Below are 21,085 nucleotides of genomic sequence, written 5' to 3' on the forward strand. Positions count from 1 at the left end.
TACATTTTAATTTTTATGACGAAATATACTGAGATATGTTAATTTTAGGTGTTATTCATCTTTTATTCATTGATGTATGGGCGAGGTGGAGGAGAAAACGCAGAAAATTCATCAATAAAAAAGCCAGTAATTACTGGCTTTAATACTAATTTACTTTTTATGTTTTGAATAGCAGTGGCTTAAGGTTGGTAACCACCCTCAACGCCCTTAGTCGTAATACTTACCGCATCGTGGGCATGTAAAGATTCAAGGTGGTTGATACGTAGCCAAAAGTCGTCATAGCCAGCAGTGTTATTCATTGCGTGTTGTAAACGACGAGCGGCGTCTTCACAAAACATTAAGTTTTGACCATTAAGTAGTGCAAACTCTTGTTCATCTTCTCTTTTTACTGCGGCTTGAACGGGTGTCTTTAAACAGCCTTCAATAATATCGACTAATGCAGTAATAGGGAATTCACTAATGTTGGCATTTAACTTTACTTTTAATTCAGCAACTGAACGTTGACTATGAGGTGTAGCAACAATACCTTCAGTTGTACCAAGCCACTCATGAATTGAGTCTAAATCGGCTTCTTGGTCATTAAACTTCTCTTTAAAAGCTTTTTGAATTAACTGTCGAGCAAGGGCGGCAGAACAAGGACAAGTTGATGAATATCTAACATCAACGGCTAGCTCTATATCGAGTTTACCCTTATTTAAGCGACCGGTTAATGTTACTGGGTATGCTTTCCAGCCTTGCTTACCACTGATTAATGATTTTCTTCTAAGGTGATAGTCGAAGCGGAACTGTACTTTAGCATTATCGCTAAGATCGTGATGACTACTGATAAAACCACTGAGTAAAGTGACCAAGCTTTGAAAGTCTAAAGTATTACTGGTTGAAAGTTCATCAAGCAGTAAATACAAGCGAGACATATGAATGCCTTTTGCTTGTGGCTCTTTTAAGTTTACAAACGCGTCAATAAAAGTAGAAACCATTCGCTCATTTTCACCTTGCGAAGCAACCATCATCGGCATTTCTATATTACTCATTCCAACCCAATCGAGGGTACCTTCGGTTTGAGCTGAGGTGTGATTGGCGATATCAGGCATTAATGTGGACATTTCTACTCCAGTATTTCTAACGCGCTATGTAAAGGGCTTTTTGAAACTTCAGTACATAACAAACTTATTAAGGGCGCGTATTCTAACGTATATTTCCTTGTAGATATAGCGACAGTTCTTTTTTAAGTTACTTGGCAAGATAACTTATTGAAACGCTGTGTATTCATATGGTTTTATGCTTTTCAAATCACTTTGAAGTAATCTAGATGAAAGGCATTTGTTTAATGACATCGGCGTTGATATTGTTACAATGAAGAAAATTACACCACGATAATTATAATTTAAGGTAGGTTTTGTGAATTATACCGAACAGTTAGATGTTAATTTATTAGATGGATACTTGGATAGCTTAGGACAAAATATTGTACAACAGATGTTGGACTTATATATTGAGCAATCAAAGACCTATATTGAAGACATTATCGATTCGATTGCACAAGAGTCACAAGTCTTATGGCAAGAACGCTGCCATAAAATGAAAGGTGCTACTGGCAGTGTTGGTTTGTTAACCGCTCATGCTAAGTTGGTTGCAATTGAAAAATTACCAGGGCAATGGCCAGAAAAGTCAGCTTATATCTCTGAGCTCAATGAGATAAATAAAAATGCCGTTACTGCCTTTAAAGTATGGTTAGCCTCAAAGTAACCATACATTAAAACAATTAAAAAAGGGGAAGCAATTATTGCTTTCCCTTTTTTAATTATTTATTGTTAAAGAGCGCTTAATCAACAGAGCCAATAAAACGATATCCTTCACCGTGAATAGTATTAATTAATTCAGCAGCGTCTGGTACTGACTCAAAATGTTTGCGTAAACGTCTAATCGTTACATCAACAGTACGGTCATTTGAGCGAAGGTCACGACCCGTCATTTCTTTAATCAATTGCTGGCGTGTAACAATTTGGCCCGTGTTTTCAATTAATAAACGTAGGGCGCGATATTCGCCGCGAGGTATAGATAGAACTTGTCCATCAGGTGCTGTCATTTTTCTTGAATTACCATCGAGTGACCATTTATTGAAGGTGATCACTGCTTTTTCAATTTCATTCTTTGTTTGACCAATTCGGTTAAGAATGTTTCGAGCTCGAATTGTTAATTCACGTGGATTAAATGGCTTTGTTAAATAGTCATCAGCACCGATTTCTAAACCAAGTATCTTATCTATATCACTATCACGACCGGTAAGAAATATTAACCCTAGCTCGTTGTTGCTGGTTAATTCTCTTGCCAATAATAAGCCATTTTTACCCGGAAGGTTAATATCCATGATGACTAAATTAATGGTATTTTTTTGTAATTGAGTATCCATGCTCTCACCGTCTGTAGCCTCTGATACTTGATAACCTTCTGCTTCAAACAAGTTACGTAGGTTAAAGCGTGTAACATCTTCGTCTTCTACGATAAGTATGTGAGGTTTTTGCATGTTTTTTTTTCCATTCTTTATGTATTTAGCAATAATGTTTAGGTATGTTAATTATAGCTGAAAATTATATTAACGCTATGTTACTAATGCTTATTTTGTTAATTATTTATACAATTATTAGTATGGTATAGAACCACTAACTAAAAAACAATCAAGTTTGTTAGTTTCTTCTTAATCAACAAATATTTATCCACACAGCTTTAATCTTCTTTAATGACTTGTGTTGGGATAATAATTTTGAAATTAACCCCTTTTTCAATTTCACTAATAAAGGATATTTTTCCACCTAGTGCTTGTGTGACTAAATTATAAACCAGATGTAAGCCTAAACCACTGCCACCCGAACCCCTTTTTGTGGTGGTGAAAGGCTCAAAAATTTTATTCATAATAGAAGGTTCAATACCCCTACCGTCGTCCTGATAGTCAATAGTAAGCATATCACTAGAAATACTAGTCTGTATGGTAATTACACCATGGTCTCTGTCATCAAAGCCATGATTAATAGAATTTTGTATTAAATTAATAATTATTTGATTGATAGGACCGGGTTTGCTTTTTATAACGAGTTCGCATGGACAGTCCACATTGATAATAAAAGGTAACTTTTTAATTTGTGGGGCTAACGTTAATAATATGTCGTCAAACAAATTTTTGATATTGAATGTTCGTGCTTCTTCACTTGATTGGTCAACAGCAACTTTTTTGAAACTGGCAATTAATTCTGCAGCGCGCTTCAAGTTACGGTAAATAATTGCGGTATTTTCTTCACCTTCAACAAGAAACTTTTTCAATTGACTTGATTTTAAGGTTTTATCATCAAAAGCTTTTTTTATTTCTAATAAGCGATCCGATAATAATGTTGAAGCTGTAACGCCTAAACCTATCGGTGTATTTACTTCATGAGCGACACCGGCAACCATATCGCCTAACGAAGCCATTTTCTCACTTTCAACAAGTTGCCCTTGAAACTGATGCAACTTTTCTAATGTTGAAAGTAATTCATTATTAGAATCCTTCAAGGCTTGGGTACGTTTATTGACTTTATTTTCAAGATCTTGGTTTTGCTGATAACTGAGTTGCTTGGCATCTGAGAGTTTAGCAAGTTGTGTTTCAGCTCTATTTAGTACAATATTTATGTTGCGCGCTAGAATATCGAGCTCTTTAAAAGGCATCTGTTCAATGCGTAAATTGAACTTTTTATGTTTGGAGATTTCCTGTATTTTATTTGCAATATTTAACATCGGAGAAGTAATAAAGCGGTTAAGTGCTATTGATATTAAAGCGGTAATAAAAATAAACATGAAAATGAGAAGGGTGTAGCGCAATAATAAATAATTAGTTATTTGCTGTATATGTTCGCTGCTGACTTGTATATAGACATAGCCCACCGTTTGCTCTTCAGCTATTACAGGTAACATAAGTTCTATAATATGGCCGCTAAACTTTGCTGACGATAACTCGGCTATTTTTTCACTTTTTTCAGAAATAGCCTTGCCTATAGCACTTTTGTTGTAGCTAGCGAAGAAAGTAATAGCTTCAGTGTCAGGATTTTTTTTATAAATATGAACATGCCTAATATAAGGGACATGTTTTAGCATTGATAAATAATTACTAATTAATTGGTCTTCATCTTTGGCCAGATTAACCAGATTGGTACTTTGACTATTTGCGATAAGCTCTGCCCAATACTTTGTGTTATTTGAGGCGTCCTCGTTAGTATCGTTAATGATTAAATTAGCGATGATAAAAGAAGAAATAATGACAGATAACACAACAAAACCAATGATCATAACCATTAGCTTTATTTTTAATGAGTGAATGCGTTTCATTTTTTCCATATATTTATAGTAACTTAAATTTTATATTGAGCAATTAAATTGAACAATGATAAAGAGAAAAGCCCTTTTGCTTAGCCAAAACTTGTGTTCTTCCAATCGCCTCTTCCATGATGGGTTGATAACGGAGAAAACTATTTGCCACCACAGTGACTTGTCCTTTCGGTTTTAAATGGGGTTTTATTTTTGAAAGGAATGTCTCTGTTGCTTGATAATTGGTTTTAAGGCCCTGATGAAAGGGTGGATTTGAAATAACGTAATCGTACTTACCTTTTAGATCTGACAAGCTATCTGATGGAAAAACGTGACCAGTTAAATTATTTAATTTCAATGTTGCTTGCGCTGAATATAATGCTAAGGCACTGACATCAAGTAAGTGTAACTTAATCTCAGGAAAAACTTTACCCAAGTAACTGGCTATGACTCCGGCACCACAGCCAAAATCGAGTAGCTCGCCGGTGATTTTCTTTGGTAAATTTTCCAATAATACCTGAGTGCCAATGTCGAGGCCGTTTTGACTGAATACACCAGGCAAGGCAACCACATCTACACTTGTGTCTTTAATCATAAAAGAATATGGCTTTAGCCAGTTGTCTAAGATAAAAGACTTTTGCGTCGCAAGTATATTGCTTGCGAATAATAAGCAATGGCGAGCAGCATCAATTTTTGCACAATCGCCAAGCTGTTGTTCGGTCAACTTTGCTAATGACTTAATACCGCTTTTATTCTCACCTACAACCAAAACTAAACATTCATTTGCTATCGAGTCTTTTATCATCGCGAGCATAAAAGTTAACTCGGCCTTACTTTTAGGAAACTGAATAATCACTAAGTCGTGGGCAGTCTTACTTTGATAATAGACATTAAATACCGCAGTCATTTGAGTGAGGTCTAATCGTTTGGCTTGTAAATGTGATTGATAATTCGTGTTATAACATGTCATCACTGCTTGAGGGTGAAGTGCATGGTATTCTTCAAAAAAATCGTCAATAGGTAGGTTGATAAATAATGGCGCTTTTGCTTTTAGTAAATCGGGATTACGCAGCAATAATTGATTGATGTTATCTAACAAAGTTATTCTCAAATAATTGGGTTATGGCATTCATAAATATATAACTTATACCCTAAATTAATTAACGGTATTTTATACGCTTAACGAAAAGATATGTTTATAATAGCCGCTATTCTACGTGAATATTATTATCATGTCAGAAAGGCGAATAATAAATTTGCAAATCACCATATAAAATTCAGGGAGTGGGTTATTTTTACTAAATTTTTTACTTGGTTTAAAGTGAAACTAATACGCAGTGATAAGCGTGCATGGTTATTAAAATTTCGCTATTTTACCGTCCCTAACTGGTTTAGAAAAACACCTGTCGCTGAAGTTTACTTAGCACTTAATGACCCTTATAGCTTTATGCTGATTCAAGTGTTACCAGAACTAGAGCAACGTTTCAATATTCAATTTAAATTGTTCTTAGTCTATGAAAGTGTTCCAGGGGTAACTATCGATCCCAAATTAATGCGCACTTGGGCAATAAAAGATGCCAACTTTATTGCTGATCAATATCAATTGAAAAAAATAACGCAACGACCGACTCAAGAATCACTCTTTACTGGTCAGCAAATGTGGCAGTTGCGACCTAAAACACTCGATAATGCTTGGCAACTCTTTCAACAGACTTGGTCGAATGATTTTGATTACTACTATCATGCTTCTACACCGGTAATAAATTATCAAATTAAAAATTTAATACGTTTAGTTAAACAAGGGCATTACTTACCTTCGTCTATTTTTATTGCGGGGCAATGGTTTGTTGGTATTGATAGGCTTGAACATCTAGAAAAACGTTTGGCTGACTTTGGTTTAGCAAAAGATGACAGTGTTGCTGTTTATCAAAAAAATAAATTAGTCTTTGCTGAGCAACAAGTGAAAGATAATGCAGCTGACATCGCTGACATCGCTGACACGAAAATATTAGAAGCATTTATTTCATTACGAAGCCCTTATTCTTACATTGGTTTATTACAAGCAGAAAAGTTAAGTCAGCATTATCAGATCCCTTTAAAGATAAAGCCGTTATTACCTTTGATTATGCGGGGGTTAACCACGACAGAAAATAAAGAACGTTATGCTGTTTTTGATGCCAGTCGTGAAGCCAAAAAACTTAATATTCCTTTTACCGGTATTGCAGATCCTTTAGGGCAAGGTATTTTTAATGCTTTTCAAATTTTTTCGTATGCAGAACAACAAAATAAAGAACTCGATTTTATTAAGTCTGCGTTTAAGGCCATTTATGTTGACGGTTTAGACTTATCAAATAAATCGGTAATCGAATCTTTATGTCAGCAGCATAAAATCAATTATCTACAAGCGTTAGAATATAATAATGAACATGACTGGCAACAATGGTCTGATACCAACCAAAGTACTTTAGATGGCATGGGGTTATGGGGAGCGCCTTGTTTTCGATTTCAAAATGTTATTTGTTGGGGGCAGGACCGCTTGGCACAAATTGAACAAGCGATTATTGTTTCATAAGATATAATATATCCGTATTATCTTCATTTAGAGCACTATTGACTCAACATTAGAATAAATGTTCTAATGTTGTTGCCCTGAATTCAATAAAGTTTTGTTTTTTCAAACAAGCGAAACTTATGATAAAGGGCCAGAAGAGGAGCATTAACCAGGTAGTTATCATAAAGAGATCAAGCTCTAATGATTGGTAACGAGGGGGATTAATGCCGAGGTAAGTAATTTTTTGATAATTTACTTATCGGTTGTTTGGGTTGAATCCTAACAATTGTCACCAACTTGGTGGGGAGCTTCTGGCCTTTGTAAAGCCTAATGCTCTTCACATAAGTGATTGTTATCTTGGTTATTACAAACGCCTAAAAGTTCTCCGAACGAACAGAGTTCGAGAGAAATGAATCAAATAAAACTATCAAAAAAAATTAGCTTAACAGCTAACCCAACGCCTCATCATACTATTTTATGGACCGCATTAATTACGCCATTACTTGATGATGGTCAAATCGATTTTCCAAGCCTCAAACAATTAGCTATTAGTCAGTCTGACGCCGGTAATGGTATTGTCTTGCTAGGTAGTACAGGAGAGGGCCTGGCCTTAACATCGCAAGAGCAAGTTAAAATTGTTGAATTTGTTTGCCAATTATCACTCAGCGCACCTTTAATGGTGGCTGTTGGCGGTTATCAGTTAACCGAGCAAATTAATTGGATAACAGCTTGTAATAAATTACCTATTTCAGCCTACTTACTTGGTAGTCCCATTTACGCAAAGCCGGGTGTGATAGGTCAAACGCAATGGTTTAGTGCTTTACTTGATGCCGCCAATTTCCCCTGTATGTTATATAACGTCCCCTCTCGTAGCGGTGTTTCTATTGCTATTGAAACTTTACAGACGGTGCAAAATCATCAGCATTGTTGGGCGTTAAAAGAAGCCAGTGGCGATTTAAATCAGGTACTCGCCTATCGCCAGTATTGTCCAGATATTGCCCTATATAGTGGTGAAGACGCCATGATGCCTTACTTAGCACAAGCAGGTGTAAAAGGGTTAGTTTCGGTTTGTAGTAATGTCTGGCCGGCAGCAACTCATCAATACGTCGAGCTATCACTAGCTGGTGAGACTCAAGGTTTATTTCCACTGTGGCAAAATGCGGTCGATGAGCTTTTTAAGGTGGCAAGTCCCATACCTGTAAAAGTATTAATGCACCAAAATAAAATGATCAACACTCCCTTTTTACGTGCGCCGTTAACCCATTTAGAACTTAACGACTGCAACTCGCTGTTAGCATCAGATAAATTAATTAATCAATGGCTTGAAACTCAAGCTAAGTGATCCCTTTAAGTATTAACATGAGAATTTAAAATGAATTGGCAAGAAACATTAACACAATTAGAAGCAGGTACTGTTCGTGCGGCAAATCAAGATAAAGCAGGAAATTGGCAGGCCAATGTAGCCGTAAAAGAAGCTATATTATCAGCATTTAAAGCGGGCGAAAACATTGCTTTTGATGGCATTTATAAGGGGTTTGTCGATAAACATAATTTACCTGCGCGTGAGTTTACCGCTGACGATAAAGTGCGATTAGTACCGGGTGGTTCTTCAGTTCGCCGTGGTGCGCATGTTGCGCCTGGTGTCATTATTATGCCACCCGCTTACATTAATGTTGGGGCTTTTGTTGATACAGGTACTATGATTGATAGCCATGCATTAATTGGCTCGTGCGCCCAAATAGGTAAAAATGTTCATGTTTCTGCCGCTGTTCAAATTGGTGGTGTTTTAGAACCGGTTGGTGCAAGCCCTGTTATTATCGAAGATGGTGCCTTTCTAAGTGCTGGTGTGGTCATTGTCGAAGGTATTGTTGTTAAAAAAGGGGCTGTTTTAGCGCCAGGTGTCTCACTTTCAGCGTCAGTGCCTGTTTACGATTGTGTGAATGAAGTGATGCTTGAAAAAGGTGCTGATATTCCTGAACGTGCTGTAGTGGTGCCTGGAACACGTCCGGTTTCAGGGACGTGGGCGAAAACGCACGGTTTAAATATGGCTTGTGCATTAATCGTTAAATATCGCGATGAAAAAAGTAATGCCTCGTTAGAGCTCGAGTCTATTTTACGTTAAGCCCTCTAAGGTAAAGCAGGAATATCATGTCTGAGTTAGTCAATATTACCCATTGTTTTGATTCTCCTTCGGCGCTTGAATTAAGCGCTGAGTTAATAAAACAACAACCTGAAAGTAGCCAGCAAGAAGGTTACTTTGTTTATCATCTTGATGCGCTTAAAGCCCATTTAGCCGAACTACAACGCCAAGACGTCATTAAGCTATGGTTTGCGGTAAAAGCGAACCCGTTATCTAACATCATTAAAACCTTAGACGATGCGGGTTTTAATTTTGATGTGGCGAGCAGTGGCGAATTAAATCAAGTCTTAAAGCAATGTATTGCACCCGAACGTATCTTAAATACCGGTCCGGCAAAATCAAAAGCACAAATAACGTCGTTCATTAAACAAGGGGTTAATATTTTTGTTGCTGAAAGTTTGAATCAATTAACTTGGTTAAATGAAGCAGCTATTGAGCATGATGTTAAGCCAAGAGTGCTGTTGCGGGTTCAGTTGCAATGGCCAGAGGGTGAAAAAAACCCTTTAGGGGGAAATTGCCTAACACCATTTGGTTTGTCGATAGTGCAGTGGCAAAGCATTAAAGTCGTTAACTTTCCTGGTATTGAACTGTGTGGCTTACATATTTTTCAATGGGGCAATATGCTCAGTAATGAAAAAATGTTCTCGCTGTGGTCACAAATGGTTGCACCATTAAAAGGTTTAGCTGATGACATAGGTATGCCATTAAAAATCTTAGATTTAGGTGGTGGTTTAGGTATTGATTATTTACAGCAAGGAAAAACACTTTCTTGGCAGAAAATTATTGCTGATTTGGCGATCATAAAGCAGCAGGCAGGTGCCGAAGAGTTATGGTTAGAATTGGGCCGTTTTGCGGTTGCTGAGTGTGGTTATTATGTGGTCCCCGTTGTTGATAGAAAAATGAATTATGGTCAAGAGCAGTTAGTCTTAGCCGCAGGTATTAATCATTTGTTAAGACCGGCGATAACAGAACAGCCTTTTCCGGTAAATTTACTACGAGAGTCTGCACGCGAAAAACAGTTGTTTGATATTCATGGTCCGCTATGCACCAGTATGGACAAATTGGGTAAGTTGCCTTTGCCTGATGATGTATCTGTTGGCGATCAACTGGTATTTGGCTATTGCGGTGCTTACGGTTTTACTGAAAGTATGCCGTTTTTTCTTTGTCACCATATTGCTGCTGAATACGTGTTTAGTCAAGGGACGTTGGTTGAAGTCAGAGCAGCACAACCAGCGGATTGGTATTTAAGATAGCGATAAATACTTCAGCTTAATGTTTAAGATAAAGTGAACAAAATGAATGAAATAAAAAAAGAAGTTATGCATGTTGGTGAAATGGCGAGCGGAGCAGCACTTACCGTTCCTGTTTATCGTATAAAAGGACGTACTGATGCACCCAGTGTTTATATTCAAGCGAATATGCATGGCGCTGAAGTGCAAGGTAATGCGGTTATTTTTCAACTATTAGAATTATTGAAAAACACAAAAATAAATGGCGATATTACCTTAGTACCTTATGCCAACCCTGTGGGTTGTAATCATAAAAATGGTGAATATACCCTTGGCAGATTTGATCCTATCACCGGAGTGAATTGGAATCGGATGTATCACTTTGATGAAAGCATCATCAAGCCGTTTGTTCGTGAATGTATTGGCAAAAAAAATCAAGTTATTGAAGCCAATTTTAAAAAGCTAATGATTGAAAGTATTGAAGAAAAACTTAACCATAATATTTATGGGCTAACGACCGGACAACGCATTGCTTATCAATTACAGCGCTTGGCTCATCAAGCTGACTACGTTTTAGACTTACATACCGGGCCTATTTCAAGTAAACATTTATACTGCCCTGAATATGCGCAAGAAAGCGCTCAGTACTTTGATATTCCACATACATTATTAATTCCTAATGACTTTGATGGTGCCTTAGATGAAGCAACATTCTGCCCTTGGTGGTCATTACAAGACGCTTTTGCTGAATTAGGTATCGAGTTTTCGATTAGTTCAGCGTCTATTAACAAAGAAAGCTTTACCGTTGAATTAGGCTCGCAAGAACAGATTGATCTTGATGTAGCCTTAGAAGATGCTAAAAGCATTATGAATTATTTACAGCATAAAAACGTCATCAACACCACAGAATACCGACCGAAAACGATGATACGTTATGGATGTTATTTAAAAAACTATAAAGCCTTTTATTCGCCAATGGGAGGGATGGTCGATTACTTGGCTGAATTTGGTCAACCATTAGCTGCGGGTGAACCACTGGCGAGAATTTTACGCATGGATAATTATGGTGACGGCGATCCATTGCACTATATTTCATTGGATAAGAAAGTCATTCCTATTTTACATTTTGCCTCGGCGAGTGTGAATCAAGGTACAGAATTATATAAAGTGTTTAGTGAGTATTTTGAGTTTTAATACTGAGTGAATTAGCCTTGATTTATGGATAAGGTATTGACAATGCAGATGTTGACAATACCTTTGAATTTTTTGTTTTTTTGTTTTTTTGTTTTTTTGCTTCTTTTGGCGAGATTGCTCGATACTCACGCTAAGCTCTTTGGCTAAAGATTGGACTTCGGGTATAAAATCTTGCATTAACTGTTGTGAAAGTACGATTGAGTTTTGAATAATTAAAGGCATTTTTTTAGTCATACTTCTGCCAATATCTGAACGATAAAATGTTATTAACCCTTGTATTTCTGCTTCAGTAAAATTGTGGCTGTAAATGTCTATCATTGGCTCTTTAAAACTATGCCAATTCATTTTCTCATGAAGAAGGGCACTTACTTTATTCATATATTTATCATCACATTATTTGTTGTATAACACCGCTAATGCTTATATGTTTTTAGCAAGACTTACCTATATCAAGGCCTCTTAACATTCATTAAGAGGCCTTATTTTTTATCAGATAATTTTTCTTATTTTAAACGCTACAGCTTCAAGTGTGTATTGAAGTAATTAGTCATCATGGTTTTAATGTGTAACGTTGTGCCACTGCCTTCGTACAAGCCATGGCTTCGATTCGGGTAAGACATGAAGTCAAACTGACGGTTGTGCTTAACTAATTCATTAATTAGGCGTTCAGAGCCTTGGTAGTGAACATTATCGTCGCCTGTGCCATGAATAAGCAGTAGCTTACCTTGTAAGTTTTTAGCATGGGTAATAGGTGAACCTTGCTTGTAACCTTCGGCAAAGTCAGCTAGTAAACCTGAGTAGCGTTCTTGGTAAATAGAATCGTATAAACGTTGATCAGGCACAGGTGCTAAAGAAATACCGACGTGATATTGCTCAGGATAACGGAACATCATATTTAAGGTCATCGAACCACCGCCAGAATGCCCCCAAATAGCAACATGGTCAGTATCAATATAGTCCCAACGATTTGCCATTGCTGTTAATGCATCAGATTGGTCGCGTGAAGAAAGTACACCGACTGCGCCGTAAATTGATTTGCGCCACTCTCTGCCTTTTGGTGTGCGCGTACCACGATTATCAATAGAGGCTATTATGTAACCCTGTTCAGTTAACATTTGATCCCACATAGCGGCATTGCCACGCCAGTTATCAGTAACCGTTTGTCCCCAAGACTCTCCATAAACATAAAAAATGATAGGATATTTTTTCTTAGGATCAAAATCTGCAGGGCGAATAATATAACCGTCTAAAACGACACCATCTTGTGCTGTTACTTGAAAAAACTCATGATCTGTTTTTGGCAACTGGGCTAATTTATCGATTAATACCTTGTTGTCCATCATCATGTGTTTGGTTTGATGACCTTCAATTTTCACTAAACGTTTCTGCGTTGGTTGGCTAAATGTCGAGTGTGAATGAATCGCCCATTGCCCGTCTGCCGACATTTGGTAACTGTTAGTACCAGCAAATTCTTCAGGAGTGACTCGTTGATTACTTAAACTTCCATCAAGTTTGCTGCGATATAAGTAACGCTGTGCAACATTTTCAGGTGAGGCTATGTAGTACAACCAACCGTTTTCTTCGTCGATGGTTTGAATGCTTATTACATCAAAGTCACCTTCCGTTAAGTTTAAAGCGGTTTTTCCGTCACGTGTTATGTTGAAAACATGGCGCCAACCACTGCGTTCACTTGTCCATAAAAAACTGTTGCCTTGGTTTAACCAGCGAGCATCGTCAAAGAAATCAAGAAAGGTCTCTTCTTGCTCTGTCATCACGGGGGCGACATCACCGGTATTAGCGTTAGCTAAATAAAGAATATTAGTGTCTTGTTTGCGGTTGACATGCTGTACCAATATTTGTTGACTGTTACCTGACCAATTCATGCGTGGAATATACATATCGCGTGAGTTGTTGGGTAGATTGGCCCAGATAGTTTTTGTTGTGGTTAAATTTACTACGCCAACTTTTGGCAATGCATTTGTTTCACCCACTTTAGGGTAAGGAAATTTTGTGATGGTCGGGTAAAGTTCGTCAGTATTATTAATCATAATGAAGTCTTTACTACCACTGGTGTCTAACTGCCAGTAGGCAATTTTTTCACCGTCAGGGCTCCAGCGAAAACCATCCTTAATGGTAAACTCTTCTTCGTAAACCCAGTCAAATAAACCATTGATTTTTCCATCGCCAGCGTCAAATGTTAATTGAGACACCTTATTATTTGCTAAGTCTTCTACATAAATATTGTCTGCAACCACGTAAGCGACTTTACTTGCATCAGGCGAAAATTTTGCAAACATTAATGAGCTTGCTAAGGGCTTCTTGCCACCAAGTTGCATTAATTTATTGGTTTTTATATCTAATAACCAATAATCACCTCGACTGTTTGAACGCCATACTTTTTTACTATTTGTATAAACAAGCAGTTTCTGACGGTCGTCTGACCAAGTGTAATTATCTATAGCTAATGGCTTTTCAGTGCCTTTAGGTGTCAGTTGTTGTGCCGAAATTAATACCGAACGCTGTAAGGTTTCAGGGTTATAAACAACAATGTCACGACCTATGCTGACTTCTTTGCCTTTTTCATCTGTTTTTGTTTTTGCTGATTTTTCAACGATAGTGTAACCACTACCGTCGGCTAACCAACGTAGACGAGAAATATAATCTGAGTTAAATTCACCCTCTTTGTAAATACGTTCAACGGTTAACGGTGCTGATTTTTTAAGGTTAATGTTAGTATTTGTGGTATTTTCTGTGGTGATGTTTTGACAAGCAGCTAATGATACTGCAATAGCAGTGGTCAATGCGGTTGAGCATAGCCAACGAGTTATTTTTATTTTAGGCATAATATTTCCTTAATTTGCGTACAATCACTTTAAATTGTATACAATTAATTGGCAATGCTGTTGGTCGATTAATTTGTCACTTTTACCGTATTTAAATGATCACTTAGCGGTTGAAAAAAGTAAATTTGACCTCACCTATTGCACATCAAAAAACAAAAGGTTGAACCATGAATAACGCACTAGAAATTTCTGGCTTAAAAAAAGTTTATAAAGGTGGTTTTACTGCACTTAAAGGTATCGATCTTACGGTTAAACAAGGTGATTTTTTTGCTTTACTTGGTCCTAATGGCGCAGGTAAGTCGACAACCATAGGTATCATTACCTCTTTGGTTAATAAAACCGCGGGTAGTGTTAAGGTTTTTGGTCATGATATCGATAAAGAACTTGAACAAGCCAAAAGCTATTTAGGTCTAGTCCCACAAGAATTTAACTTTAATCAATTCGAAACCTTGTTAACTATCTTAGTTAATCAAGCCGGTTACTATGGTGTTGAACGTTCTTTAGCATTTAAACGCGCTGAAAAGTACCTGAAAAAACTCGATTTATGGGACAAGCGTAACGATGCAGGTCGTATGCTTTCAGGAGGAATGAAACGTCGCCTGATGATTGCAAGAGCCCTAATGCATGAACCACAGGTACTTATTCTTGATGAACCGACTGCCGGTGTTGATATTGAACTTCGTCGCTCAATGTGGATTTTCTTACGTGAATTAAACAAACAGGGTATTACGATCATTTTAACGACCCATTATTTGGAAGAAGCGGAAATGCTTTGTCGAAATATTGCTATTATTGACTCAGGTGTGATCGTTGAAGATACTGATATGAAATCTTTGCTGTCAAAATTAGACCAAGAAACAATCGTCTTTGATATCGACTCCATAACTCATGCGCCAGAGCTTGATGCATTTACTTGTCGATTGATTGACGACCACACCTTAGAAGTTGATGTAAAAAAGTCGCAACTTATTAATGATATTTTTAGCCAGCTTAACGGACAAAATATTAATGTTCATAGTATGCGTAATAAAAGTAATCGCCTAGAAGAGTTATTTGTCAGTCTTGTGGGTAGTGGGCAAAAAGTTAAACAGGAGAATAAATAGTATGTCATCAAAAAGTAACTTTATTGCTCTGAAAAGCATTTTATATAAAGAAATCAATCGTTTTATGCGTATCTGGGTACAAACACTGGTCCCTCCGGCTATTACCATTAGCTTATACTTTGTTATTTTTGGTGAACTTATCGGTTCGCGCATTGGACAAATGGGCGGGTTTGATTATATGTCGTTCATTGTGCCTGGCTTAATCATGATGAGTGTCATTACCAATTCATACTCCAATGTAGCCTCGTCATTTTTTAGTGCTAAATGGCAACGTAATGTTGAAGAAATGCTGGTTGCACCGGTACCAAATTGGGTGATTGTTGCCGGTTATGTTGGTGGTGGTATGGCACGTGGTATGTTGGTGGGTACGATAGTGACATTAGTCTCTTTATTGTTTGTTGATATTCAAATTCATAATATTTGGGTGATTATTGCCACGGTTAGTTTAACGTCAGCCACGTTTGCCTTAGGCGGTTTGATTAACGCTATTTTTGCTGGTAGTTTCGATGATATATCTATTATACCAACGTTTATTTTAACGCCATTAACGTATCTTGGTGGTGTCTTTTATTCGATCAGTTTACTCCCTGATTTTTGGCAAGGTGTTTCACAATTAAATCCTATCGTTTATATGGTAAATGCTTTTAGATACGGATTTTTAGGCATCAGTGATGTGAGTCTAACATTAGCATTTTCTGTATTAGGGGCATTTATTATTACCTTATATGCGATTGCAATGACACTTATCACCAAAGGAACAGGGCTACGTAGCTAATGACTATCAATACCGATAAAGAGGATGTTAACGTGACGGGTGATTCAAGAGTTATAATCACTAATCAACCTGGCATTCATGAAAAACTTGAAGAAATTGTTGAAAAACATTTACAGCACCGCTCACAAAAGCCTTTTCAAGCACATACCGAGCAAGCGTTTGCCGAAATGGATGCTTTAGTGAAAGCCCATCAAGGGGATATTATTTTAGACTCGTGCTGTGGTGTTGGGCAAAGTACACGTATTTTAGCCAAACAAAATCCGCAGGCTTTAGTGATTGGTGTTGATAAGTCAGCGCATCGCATTAATCGCAATGTAGATGAACTTCTCCATAACGATGGCTCTAAAATTGAGAATTTCCATTTAGTTAGAGCAAATTTGAATGATTTTTATCGTTTAGTTGACCAAGCAAATTGGCCGGTAAATAAACATTATATTTTGTATCCCAATCCTTGGCCTAAATCGAAACATATTCAAAGGCGTTGGCATGGTAGTGCGGTATTCCCACAAATTATTAATATTGGTAAACAAATTATTCTGCGCAGTAACTGGCGATTATACTTAGAAGAGTTTCAATTTGCTGCTGATGTAGCGGGTATTTTAGGTAATATTAGTGTGATTACTAATGAAGAGCCTTTAACGCCTTTTGAAGCAAAATATAAAGCGAGTGGTCAACCTTGCTGGCAGTTATTGCTCAATCGTGAATATCTACCTTTTATTTAATTTTATCAACTATGCTGCTTAGCAAAATTGACAATAAGTTAGTGAAACTCGCTAATTTATTTAATGAGCAGTAAATTATGATTTGAAATTAAGTTTTATTTTGATTAAAAATCAACAATTTAACGTATGTGGCTTAGATCTTGATTACTTTTTGATTAATGAGTAATAATACTCAATCAAAAAGGATATTGAAGATGAATAATTTAATTAAAAAGAATGTATTAATGATGGCGTTGAGTACTTTAGCACTTGTAGAATTAGCGCTAGTTTACGTGGCAACTATTATCTAGTGACTGTATTGCTGGATTTTTCTATGGTAGATAGAAATAAAGTACAAGACATTTCAGTCATTTTTTATTAAAGTGCCGTTTTATGTTTACTTACCAACATGGTTACAGCGGCAAGGTATGACGACGAATAAGCGCACAGCAAAAGCGACTCAAGAGTCTTTACACAGTATTTTTACCATTCCAGAAGCACCTGATTCGACGTTGGGGCTGATCGAAAAAGAAATATCAGAAAATCTTGCTGGTTTTTTAGGTAATCATATTGCTGCTAAAGAACGTGCCTTAAGCGAAATTGAAAAAGATTTCGCTAGCTCGGCTATTCCCGAAGAACCTAGTTTTGTCTCTGATCATACTCGCCATATTTTAGATAAAGTTGTTGCACAATCAGTGCATACATCAAGCCCAAGTTTTATTGGTCATATGACCTCAGCTTTACCTTACTTTATTTTACCGCTTTCTAAATTGATGGTGGGTTTAAATCAAAATTTAGTCAAAATTGAGACATCAAAAGCATTTACCCCACTTGAACGTCAAGTGTTAGGTATGATGCATCGTTTGGTTTATAAAGATAATGACCATTTTTATGAGCAATGGATGCACAGTGCTAACCATTCATTAGGTGCCTTTTGTTCTGGTGGCACTGTCGCCAATTTAACGGCCTTTTGGGTAGCGCGTAATAATTTGTTGAAAGCTGATGGTGATTTCAAAGGTATTGCACGAGAAGGCTTATTTAACGCATTAAAACATTATAAATATGATGGCTTAGTGATTTTAGTGTCTGACCGTGGCCATTATTCACTAAAGAAGTCTGCTGATATCCTAGGGATTGGTCAGGACAGCGTGATATCAATTCCTACCGATGGCCATAACCGCATTGATTGCCAGAAATTGCGTGAAAAATGCCTTGAGTTGAAACAAAGAAACATCCGCGTATTAAGTATTGTTGGCGTTGCTGGTACGACAGAAACAGGTAACATTGATCCATTAGATAAAATGGCTGATATTGCTGAGGAGTTTCAAACACACTTTCATGTTGATGCGGCATGGGGTGGCGCGACATTATTATCAAATAAATACCGTCCACTGCTTAAGGGAATTGAACGCGCTGATTCAGTAACTATCGATGCTCACAAGCAAATGTATGTGCCCATGGGCGCAGGCCTTGTGGTGTTTAAAAATCCGGCTTCTGTGGCTTCTATTGAACACCATGCCGAATATATTTTACGTAAAGGTTCAAAAGATTTAGGCTCACATACCTTGGAGGGATCAAGACCCGGTATGGCGATGTTAGTTTATGCAAGCTTACATATTATCAGTCGACCTGGTTATGAAATGTTGATTAACCAAGGAATTGACAGAGCACGGTATTTTGCAGAACGCATTAATCAGCATGCTGACTTTGAGTTAATAACTGAACCAGAGTTATGTTTATTAACTTATCGTTACAATCCAAAAGCGGTGCAAAACTTATTAGCAAATAGTTCAGCAGTACAACAAGATAATATTAATGATTTACTCGATGACCTAACTAAATTTATTCAAAAACGTCAACGTGAAAATGGTAAATCATTTGTTTCACGCACGCGTATTGAAGTGCAGCGTTATCAAGGTCGAAAAACGGTGGTTTTTCGTGTTGTATTGGCGAATCCATTAACCTCCAATGAAATTCTTAATGATGTGCTAGTCGAGCAACTTGAATTGGCTCAAGAAAGTGAAACCTTTCTACCTGATTTGTTGTCCTTAACTTAGCTTATATTTTGTAACTCTGCTTGAAATGTTTTACTTTTACTTTCGTTATGTAAGTTGTTCCTTTCGTTTTATTATTTATCTCCCTAAAAAATATTGTTTAACTCACTGTTAAGTATGATTATATATATTTTTAATGAATTTTTGTTCTATAAGGTTTCATTTAGATCTATAAATGTTATTTTATTTATGAAAGTTGTTGTGTAATAATTCATACACAATTACATTTTGTGGTGGTAATAATTATGGAATACGACATGAGAAAAACTCCAGTAGAAGTATCTGAACACAATCAAGCTGACATTTCATCGGTTCAACAAGCCTTAATTGAAGCGCAAAAAGAAATTTTAGAATTGCAATCGCAAATTCAATGGTTAGAACGCTCATACGAATAACTTTTTGTCGCGTTTTATCACAGTAAATACAAAAAAGCCGAACGTTATCAAAATAACATTCGGCTTTTTTGATCTTTATTTATTAATACGAGCAGTAAATAATTATCAGAGGAAAACTTGTAAATTATCGATTAACCTTGCTTTACCACAATGTGCAGCAGCGAGGATCACTAATTCTTTATCATTTTTATTGGCAGGTTGTAGTGTTCTTGCATGACAAATATCAATATAGTCAGTTTTCATACCGGCATTATTGATCAAATGAGTAGCTTGTTTTATCAGACCACTAAAGTCGTGGTCCGACTTTATTTGCTGTGCTAGCCATTGAATATTTTTTGCAAGTGCTGGTGCGATTGCAAGTTGTTCCGGCGTTAAATAACCGTTTCTCGAACTCATTGCTAAGCCACTTTTTTCGCGAACCGTATCGACAGCAATAATATCAATAGCCATTGAAAGGTCTTCAACCATAGTTTTTATCACTTGGACTTGCTGATAGTCTTTTAAACCAAAACACGCGATGTCTGGTTGTACTAAATTAAACAGTTTACACACAACCGTCGCAACACCACGAAAGTGCCCTGGGCGGCTTTCTCCACAGTAACCAACAGATACATTGGGTACATCAACATAAGTCTGCTTATCTAGCCCTTTAGGATAAATCATTTGAGCAGAGGGGATAAAGAGTAAATCAGTGTTAGCAGAGACTAATTGCTGTTGATCGTTGTCGAGCGTGCGCGGGTAATTGTCAATATCTTCATTGGCGCCAAATTGCATGGGATTAACAAATATGCTGGCAACCACTTTGTCAGCGTGACGATGAGCCTCTGTTACTAAAGCTATATGTCCAGCGTGTAAATTGCCCATGGTAGGGACAAACGCTATTTTTAAACCTTGTTTACGCCATTCAGTGACTTGTTGGCGTAATTCGATAATCTCATTTACTATTTTCATATAGGGTATTTTACAATCTATTTAACAAAAATATGTTCGTCACCAGGGAAATTTCCATTGGAGACTTCGCTAATGTATAACTCAATGGCTTTTTTAATGTCACCAGTATCGATCAAAAAATTACGTGAAAACTTCGGCATATAGCTACAGGAAATACCCAAAGCATCGTGCATCACCAAGATTTGACCATCGGTATCTTTACCTGCACCAATACCAATAGTTGGGATTGAAACAGCAGTAGAAATCGCTTTACCTAAATCACAAGGTATACATTCTAAAACTAACAATTGCGCGCCAGCCGCTTCAAGTAACTTAGCGTCGGCGATCATTTTATCTGCTTGTGATTTTTCACGGCCTTGTACTTTAAACCCACCAAATACATTAACAGATTGTGGTGTTAAGCCCAAGTGAGCACAGACTGGAATACCGCGCTCTACTAGGCCTTTAATTGTATCAACCAGCCATTCACCACCTTCCATCTTTACCATGCTTGCACCGGCTTGCATAAGTTTTGCCGCGTTAGTGAAAGCTTGCTCTTTAGTGGCATATGTCATAAAAGGCATATCACTAATGATGAGGGTGTCAGTAACACCACGCTTTACCGACTGTGTATGATAAGCCATATGGTCTATATCAACAGGTAATGTGTCATCTTGGCCTTGTAAAACCATACCCAATGAGTCGCCAATTAAAATAGCGTGAATACCCGCTTGATCGAATAGTTTTGCAAAACTTGCATCATATGCGGTGATGGTAGAAATTTTTTCACCTTGCTGTTTCATTTTTAGCAAAGTTGATGTAGTTATCTTAGCCATAT

General features: G+C 37.1%; 19 protein-coding genes and 1 riboswitch. Of the genes, 11 read left to right on the plus strand and 8 right to left on the minus strand.

What is annotated here, in order from left to right; genetic code table 11:
* Positions 1 to 179: 179 nt before the first annotated feature.
* Positions 180 to 1,103, minus strand: a complete 924-nt coding sequence (gene folE2, locus H4J66_RS12870) for a GTP cyclohydrolase FolE2 (protein WP_182175336.1) — start codon at positions 1,101 to 1,103, stop codon at positions 180 to 182.
* A 295-nt stretch (positions 1,104 to 1,398) separates the two neighbouring features.
* On the opposite strand from folE2, the gene H4J66_RS12875 reads away from it, so the two are divergent.
* Positions 1,399 to 1,746: a phosphorelay protein gene (locus tag H4J66_RS12875; RefSeq protein ID WP_182175338.1), complete on the plus strand. Its 348-nt coding sequence runs from the start codon at positions 1,399 to 1,401 to the stop codon at positions 1,744 to 1,746.
* 76 nt (positions 1,747 to 1,822) lie between these two features.
* Here the strand turns inward: H4J66_RS12875 and arcA are convergent, their stop codons facing one another.
* From arcA to H4J66_RS12890, 3 genes are all read right to left on the minus strand, one after another.
* The gene (gene arcA / locus H4J66_RS12880; protein WP_070375514.1) at positions 1,823 to 2,524 is read right to left on the minus strand and encodes a two-component system response regulator ArcA; all 702 of its coding nucleotides are present in this window, start codon (positions 2,522 to 2,524) and stop codon (positions 1,823 to 1,825) included.
* A 200-nt stretch (positions 2,525 to 2,724) separates the two neighbouring features.
* Positions 2,725 to 4,353, minus strand: a complete 1,629-nt coding sequence (locus tag H4J66_RS12885; protein WP_182175339.1) for a sensor histidine kinase — start codon at positions 4,351 to 4,353, stop codon at positions 2,725 to 2,727.
* A gap of 43 nt (positions 4,354 to 4,396) precedes the next feature.
* Positions 4,397 to 5,431: a methyltransferase gene (locus H4J66_RS12890; protein ID WP_259368528.1), complete on the minus strand. Its 1,035-nt coding sequence runs from the start codon at positions 5,429 to 5,431 to the stop codon at positions 4,397 to 4,399.
* A 222-nt stretch (positions 5,432 to 5,653) separates the two neighbouring features.
* On the opposite strand from H4J66_RS12890, the gene H4J66_RS12895 reads away from it, so the two are divergent.
* From H4J66_RS12895 to H4J66_RS12915, 5 genes are all read left to right on the plus strand, one after another.
* Positions 5,654 to 6,904: a DsbA family protein gene (locus H4J66_RS12895; RefSeq protein ID WP_182175349.1), complete on the plus strand. Its 1,251-nt coding sequence runs from the start codon at positions 5,654 to 5,656 to the stop codon at positions 6,902 to 6,904.
* Between the two features lie 126 nt (positions 6,905 to 7,030).
* Positions 7,031 to 7,202, plus strand: a riboswitch (Lysine riboswitch).
* Positions 7,203 to 7,292: 90 nt separating this feature from the next.
* A complete protein-coding gene (gene dapA / locus H4J66_RS12900; protein ID WP_182175351.1) occupies positions 7,293 to 8,225 on the plus strand; it encodes a 4-hydroxy-tetrahydrodipicolinate synthase in 933 nt (310 codons plus the stop codon).
* Between the two features lie 30 nt (positions 8,226 to 8,255).
* A complete protein-coding gene (locus H4J66_RS12905) occupies positions 8,256 to 9,005 on the plus strand; it encodes a 2,3,4,5-tetrahydropyridine-2,6-dicarboxylate N-succinyltransferase (RefSeq protein ID WP_182175353.1) in 750 nt (249 codons plus the stop codon).
* Positions 9,006 to 9,031: 26 nt separating this feature from the next.
* Positions 9,032 to 10,276 carry a PLP-dependent decarboxylase gene (locus H4J66_RS12910; protein ID WP_182175355.1) on the plus strand — a complete coding sequence of 415 codons (1,245 nt, stop codon included), beginning with the start codon at positions 9,032 to 9,034 and terminating at the stop codon, positions 10,274 to 10,276.
* A gap of 33 nt (positions 10,277 to 10,309) precedes the next feature.
* The gene (locus tag H4J66_RS12915) at positions 10,310 to 11,446 is read left to right on the plus strand and encodes a succinylglutamate desuccinylase/aspartoacylase family protein (RefSeq protein WP_404842782.1); all 1,137 of its coding nucleotides are present in this window, start codon (positions 10,310 to 10,312) and stop codon (positions 11,444 to 11,446) included.
* Here the strand turns inward: H4J66_RS12915 and H4J66_RS12920 are convergent.
* Both H4J66_RS12920 and H4J66_RS12925 read right to left on the minus strand, forming a co-directional pair.
* Positions 11,411 to 11,824: a DUF2059 domain-containing protein gene (locus H4J66_RS12920; protein WP_182175359.1), complete on the minus strand. Its 414-nt coding sequence runs from the start codon at positions 11,822 to 11,824 to the stop codon at positions 11,411 to 11,413. The genes H4J66_RS12915 and H4J66_RS12920 overlap by 36 nt on opposite strands.
* Before the next feature lie 137 nt (positions 11,825 to 11,961).
* Complete coding sequence (locus H4J66_RS12925; RefSeq protein ID WP_182175361.1) at positions 11,962 to 14,289, minus strand: S9 family peptidase; 2,328 nt, start codon at positions 14,287 to 14,289, stop codon at positions 11,962 to 11,964.
* 167 nt (positions 14,290 to 14,456) lie between these two features.
* Here H4J66_RS12925 and H4J66_RS12930 point away from each other — a divergent pair, with 167 nt between their 5' ends.
* From H4J66_RS12930 to H4J66_RS12950, 5 genes are all read left to right on the plus strand, one after another.
* Positions 14,457 to 15,392: an ABC transporter ATP-binding protein gene (locus H4J66_RS12930; RefSeq protein WP_182175363.1), complete on the plus strand. Its 936-nt coding sequence runs from the start codon at positions 14,457 to 14,459 to the stop codon at positions 15,390 to 15,392.
* Position 15,393: 1 nt separating this feature from the next.
* Entirely contained in the window at positions 15,394 to 16,167 is a 774-nt protein-coding gene (locus tag H4J66_RS12935; RefSeq protein WP_182175365.1) for an ABC transporter permease, read from the plus strand.
* Complete coding sequence (locus H4J66_RS12940; RefSeq protein ID WP_182175367.1) at positions 16,167 to 16,889, plus strand: tRNA (guanosine(46)-N(7))-methyltransferase TrmB; 723 nt, start codon at positions 16,167 to 16,169, stop codon at positions 16,887 to 16,889. Before H4J66_RS12935 ends, H4J66_RS12940 begins: the two co-directional genes overlap by 1 nt.
* Before the next feature lie 407 nt (positions 16,890 to 17,296).
* Entirely contained in the window at positions 17,297 to 18,925 is a 1,629-nt protein-coding gene (panP, locus tag H4J66_RS12945; RefSeq protein ID WP_182175369.1) for a pyridoxal-dependent aspartate 1-decarboxylase PanP, read from the plus strand.
* Between the two features lie 254 nt (positions 18,926 to 19,179).
* A complete protein-coding gene (locus H4J66_RS12950) occupies positions 19,180 to 19,317 on the plus strand; it encodes a hypothetical protein (RefSeq protein WP_182175371.1) in 138 nt (45 codons plus the stop codon).
* Between the two features lie 105 nt (positions 19,318 to 19,422).
* Here H4J66_RS12950 and panC read toward each other — a convergent pair whose 3' ends face one another.
* Together panC and panB are read right to left on the minus strand one after the other, a co-directional pair.
* Positions 19,423 to 20,268, minus strand: a complete 846-nt coding sequence (panC, locus tag H4J66_RS12955; protein ID WP_182175373.1) for a pantoate--beta-alanine ligase — start codon at positions 20,266 to 20,268, stop codon at positions 19,423 to 19,425.
* A 17-nt stretch (positions 20,269 to 20,285) separates the two neighbouring features.
* The gene (gene panB, locus H4J66_RS12960; protein ID WP_182175375.1) at positions 20,286 to 21,083 is read right to left on the minus strand and encodes a 3-methyl-2-oxobutanoate hydroxymethyltransferase; all 798 of its coding nucleotides are present in this window, start codon (positions 21,081 to 21,083) and stop codon (positions 20,286 to 20,288) included.
* Between the last annotated feature and the right edge of the window lie 2 nt (positions 21,084 to 21,085).

It is taken from the genome of Colwellia sp. MB3u-55, assembly GCF_014076785.1.
Taxonomy (GTDB): domain Bacteria; phylum Pseudomonadota; class Gammaproteobacteria; order Enterobacterales; family Alteromonadaceae; genus Colwellia_A.

Coding starts and splice junctions, on each gene's coding strand:
- dapA (WP_182175351.1), top strand. CDS start 7,293: ATGAATCAAATAAAACTATCAAAAAAAATTAGCTTAACAGCTAACCCA.
- H4J66_RS12885 (WP_182175339.1), bottom strand. CDS start 4,353: ATGAAACGCATTCACTCATTAAAAATAAAGCTAATGGTTATGATCATT.
- folE2 (WP_182175336.1), bottom strand. CDS start 1,103: ATGTCCACATTAATGCCTGATATCGCCAATCACACCTCAGCTCAAACC.
- H4J66_RS12910 (WP_182175355.1), top strand. CDS start 9,032: ATGTCTGAGTTAGTCAATATTACCCATTGTTTTGATTCTCCTTCGGCG.
- H4J66_RS12950 (WP_182175371.1), top strand. CDS start 19,180: ATGAGAAAAACTCCAGTAGAAGTATCTGAACACAATCAAGCTGACATT.
- H4J66_RS12925 (WP_182175361.1), bottom strand. CDS start 14,289: ATGCCTAAAATAAAAATAACTCGTTGGCTATGCTCAACCGCATTGACC.
- panP (WP_182175369.1), top strand. CDS start 17,297: ATGACGACGAATAAGCGCACAGCAAAAGCGACTCAAGAGTCTTTACAC.
- H4J66_RS12935 (WP_182175365.1), top strand. CDS start 15,394: ATGTCATCAAAAAGTAACTTTATTGCTCTGAAAAGCATTTTATATAAA.
- panC (WP_182175373.1), bottom strand. CDS start 20,268: ATGAAAATAGTAAATGAGATTATCGAATTACGCCAACAAGTCACTGAA.
- H4J66_RS12940 (WP_182175367.1), top strand. CDS start 16,167: ATGACTATCAATACCGATAAAGAGGATGTTAACGTGACGGGTGATTCA.
- H4J66_RS12930 (WP_182175363.1), top strand. CDS start 14,457: ATGAATAACGCACTAGAAATTTCTGGCTTAAAAAAAGTTTATAAAGGT.
- arcA (WP_070375514.1), bottom strand. CDS start 2,524: ATGCAAAAACCTCACATACTTATCGTAGAAGACGAAGATGTTACACGC.
- H4J66_RS12920 (WP_182175359.1), bottom strand. CDS start 11,824: ATGAATAAAGTAAGTGCCCTTCTTCATGAGAAAATGAATTGGCATAGT.
- H4J66_RS12905 (WP_182175353.1), top strand. CDS start 8,256: ATGAATTGGCAAGAAACATTAACACAATTAGAAGCAGGTACTGTTCGT.
- panB (WP_182175375.1), bottom strand. CDS start 21,083: ATGGCTAAGATAACTACATCAACTTTGCTAAAAATGAAACAGCAAGGT.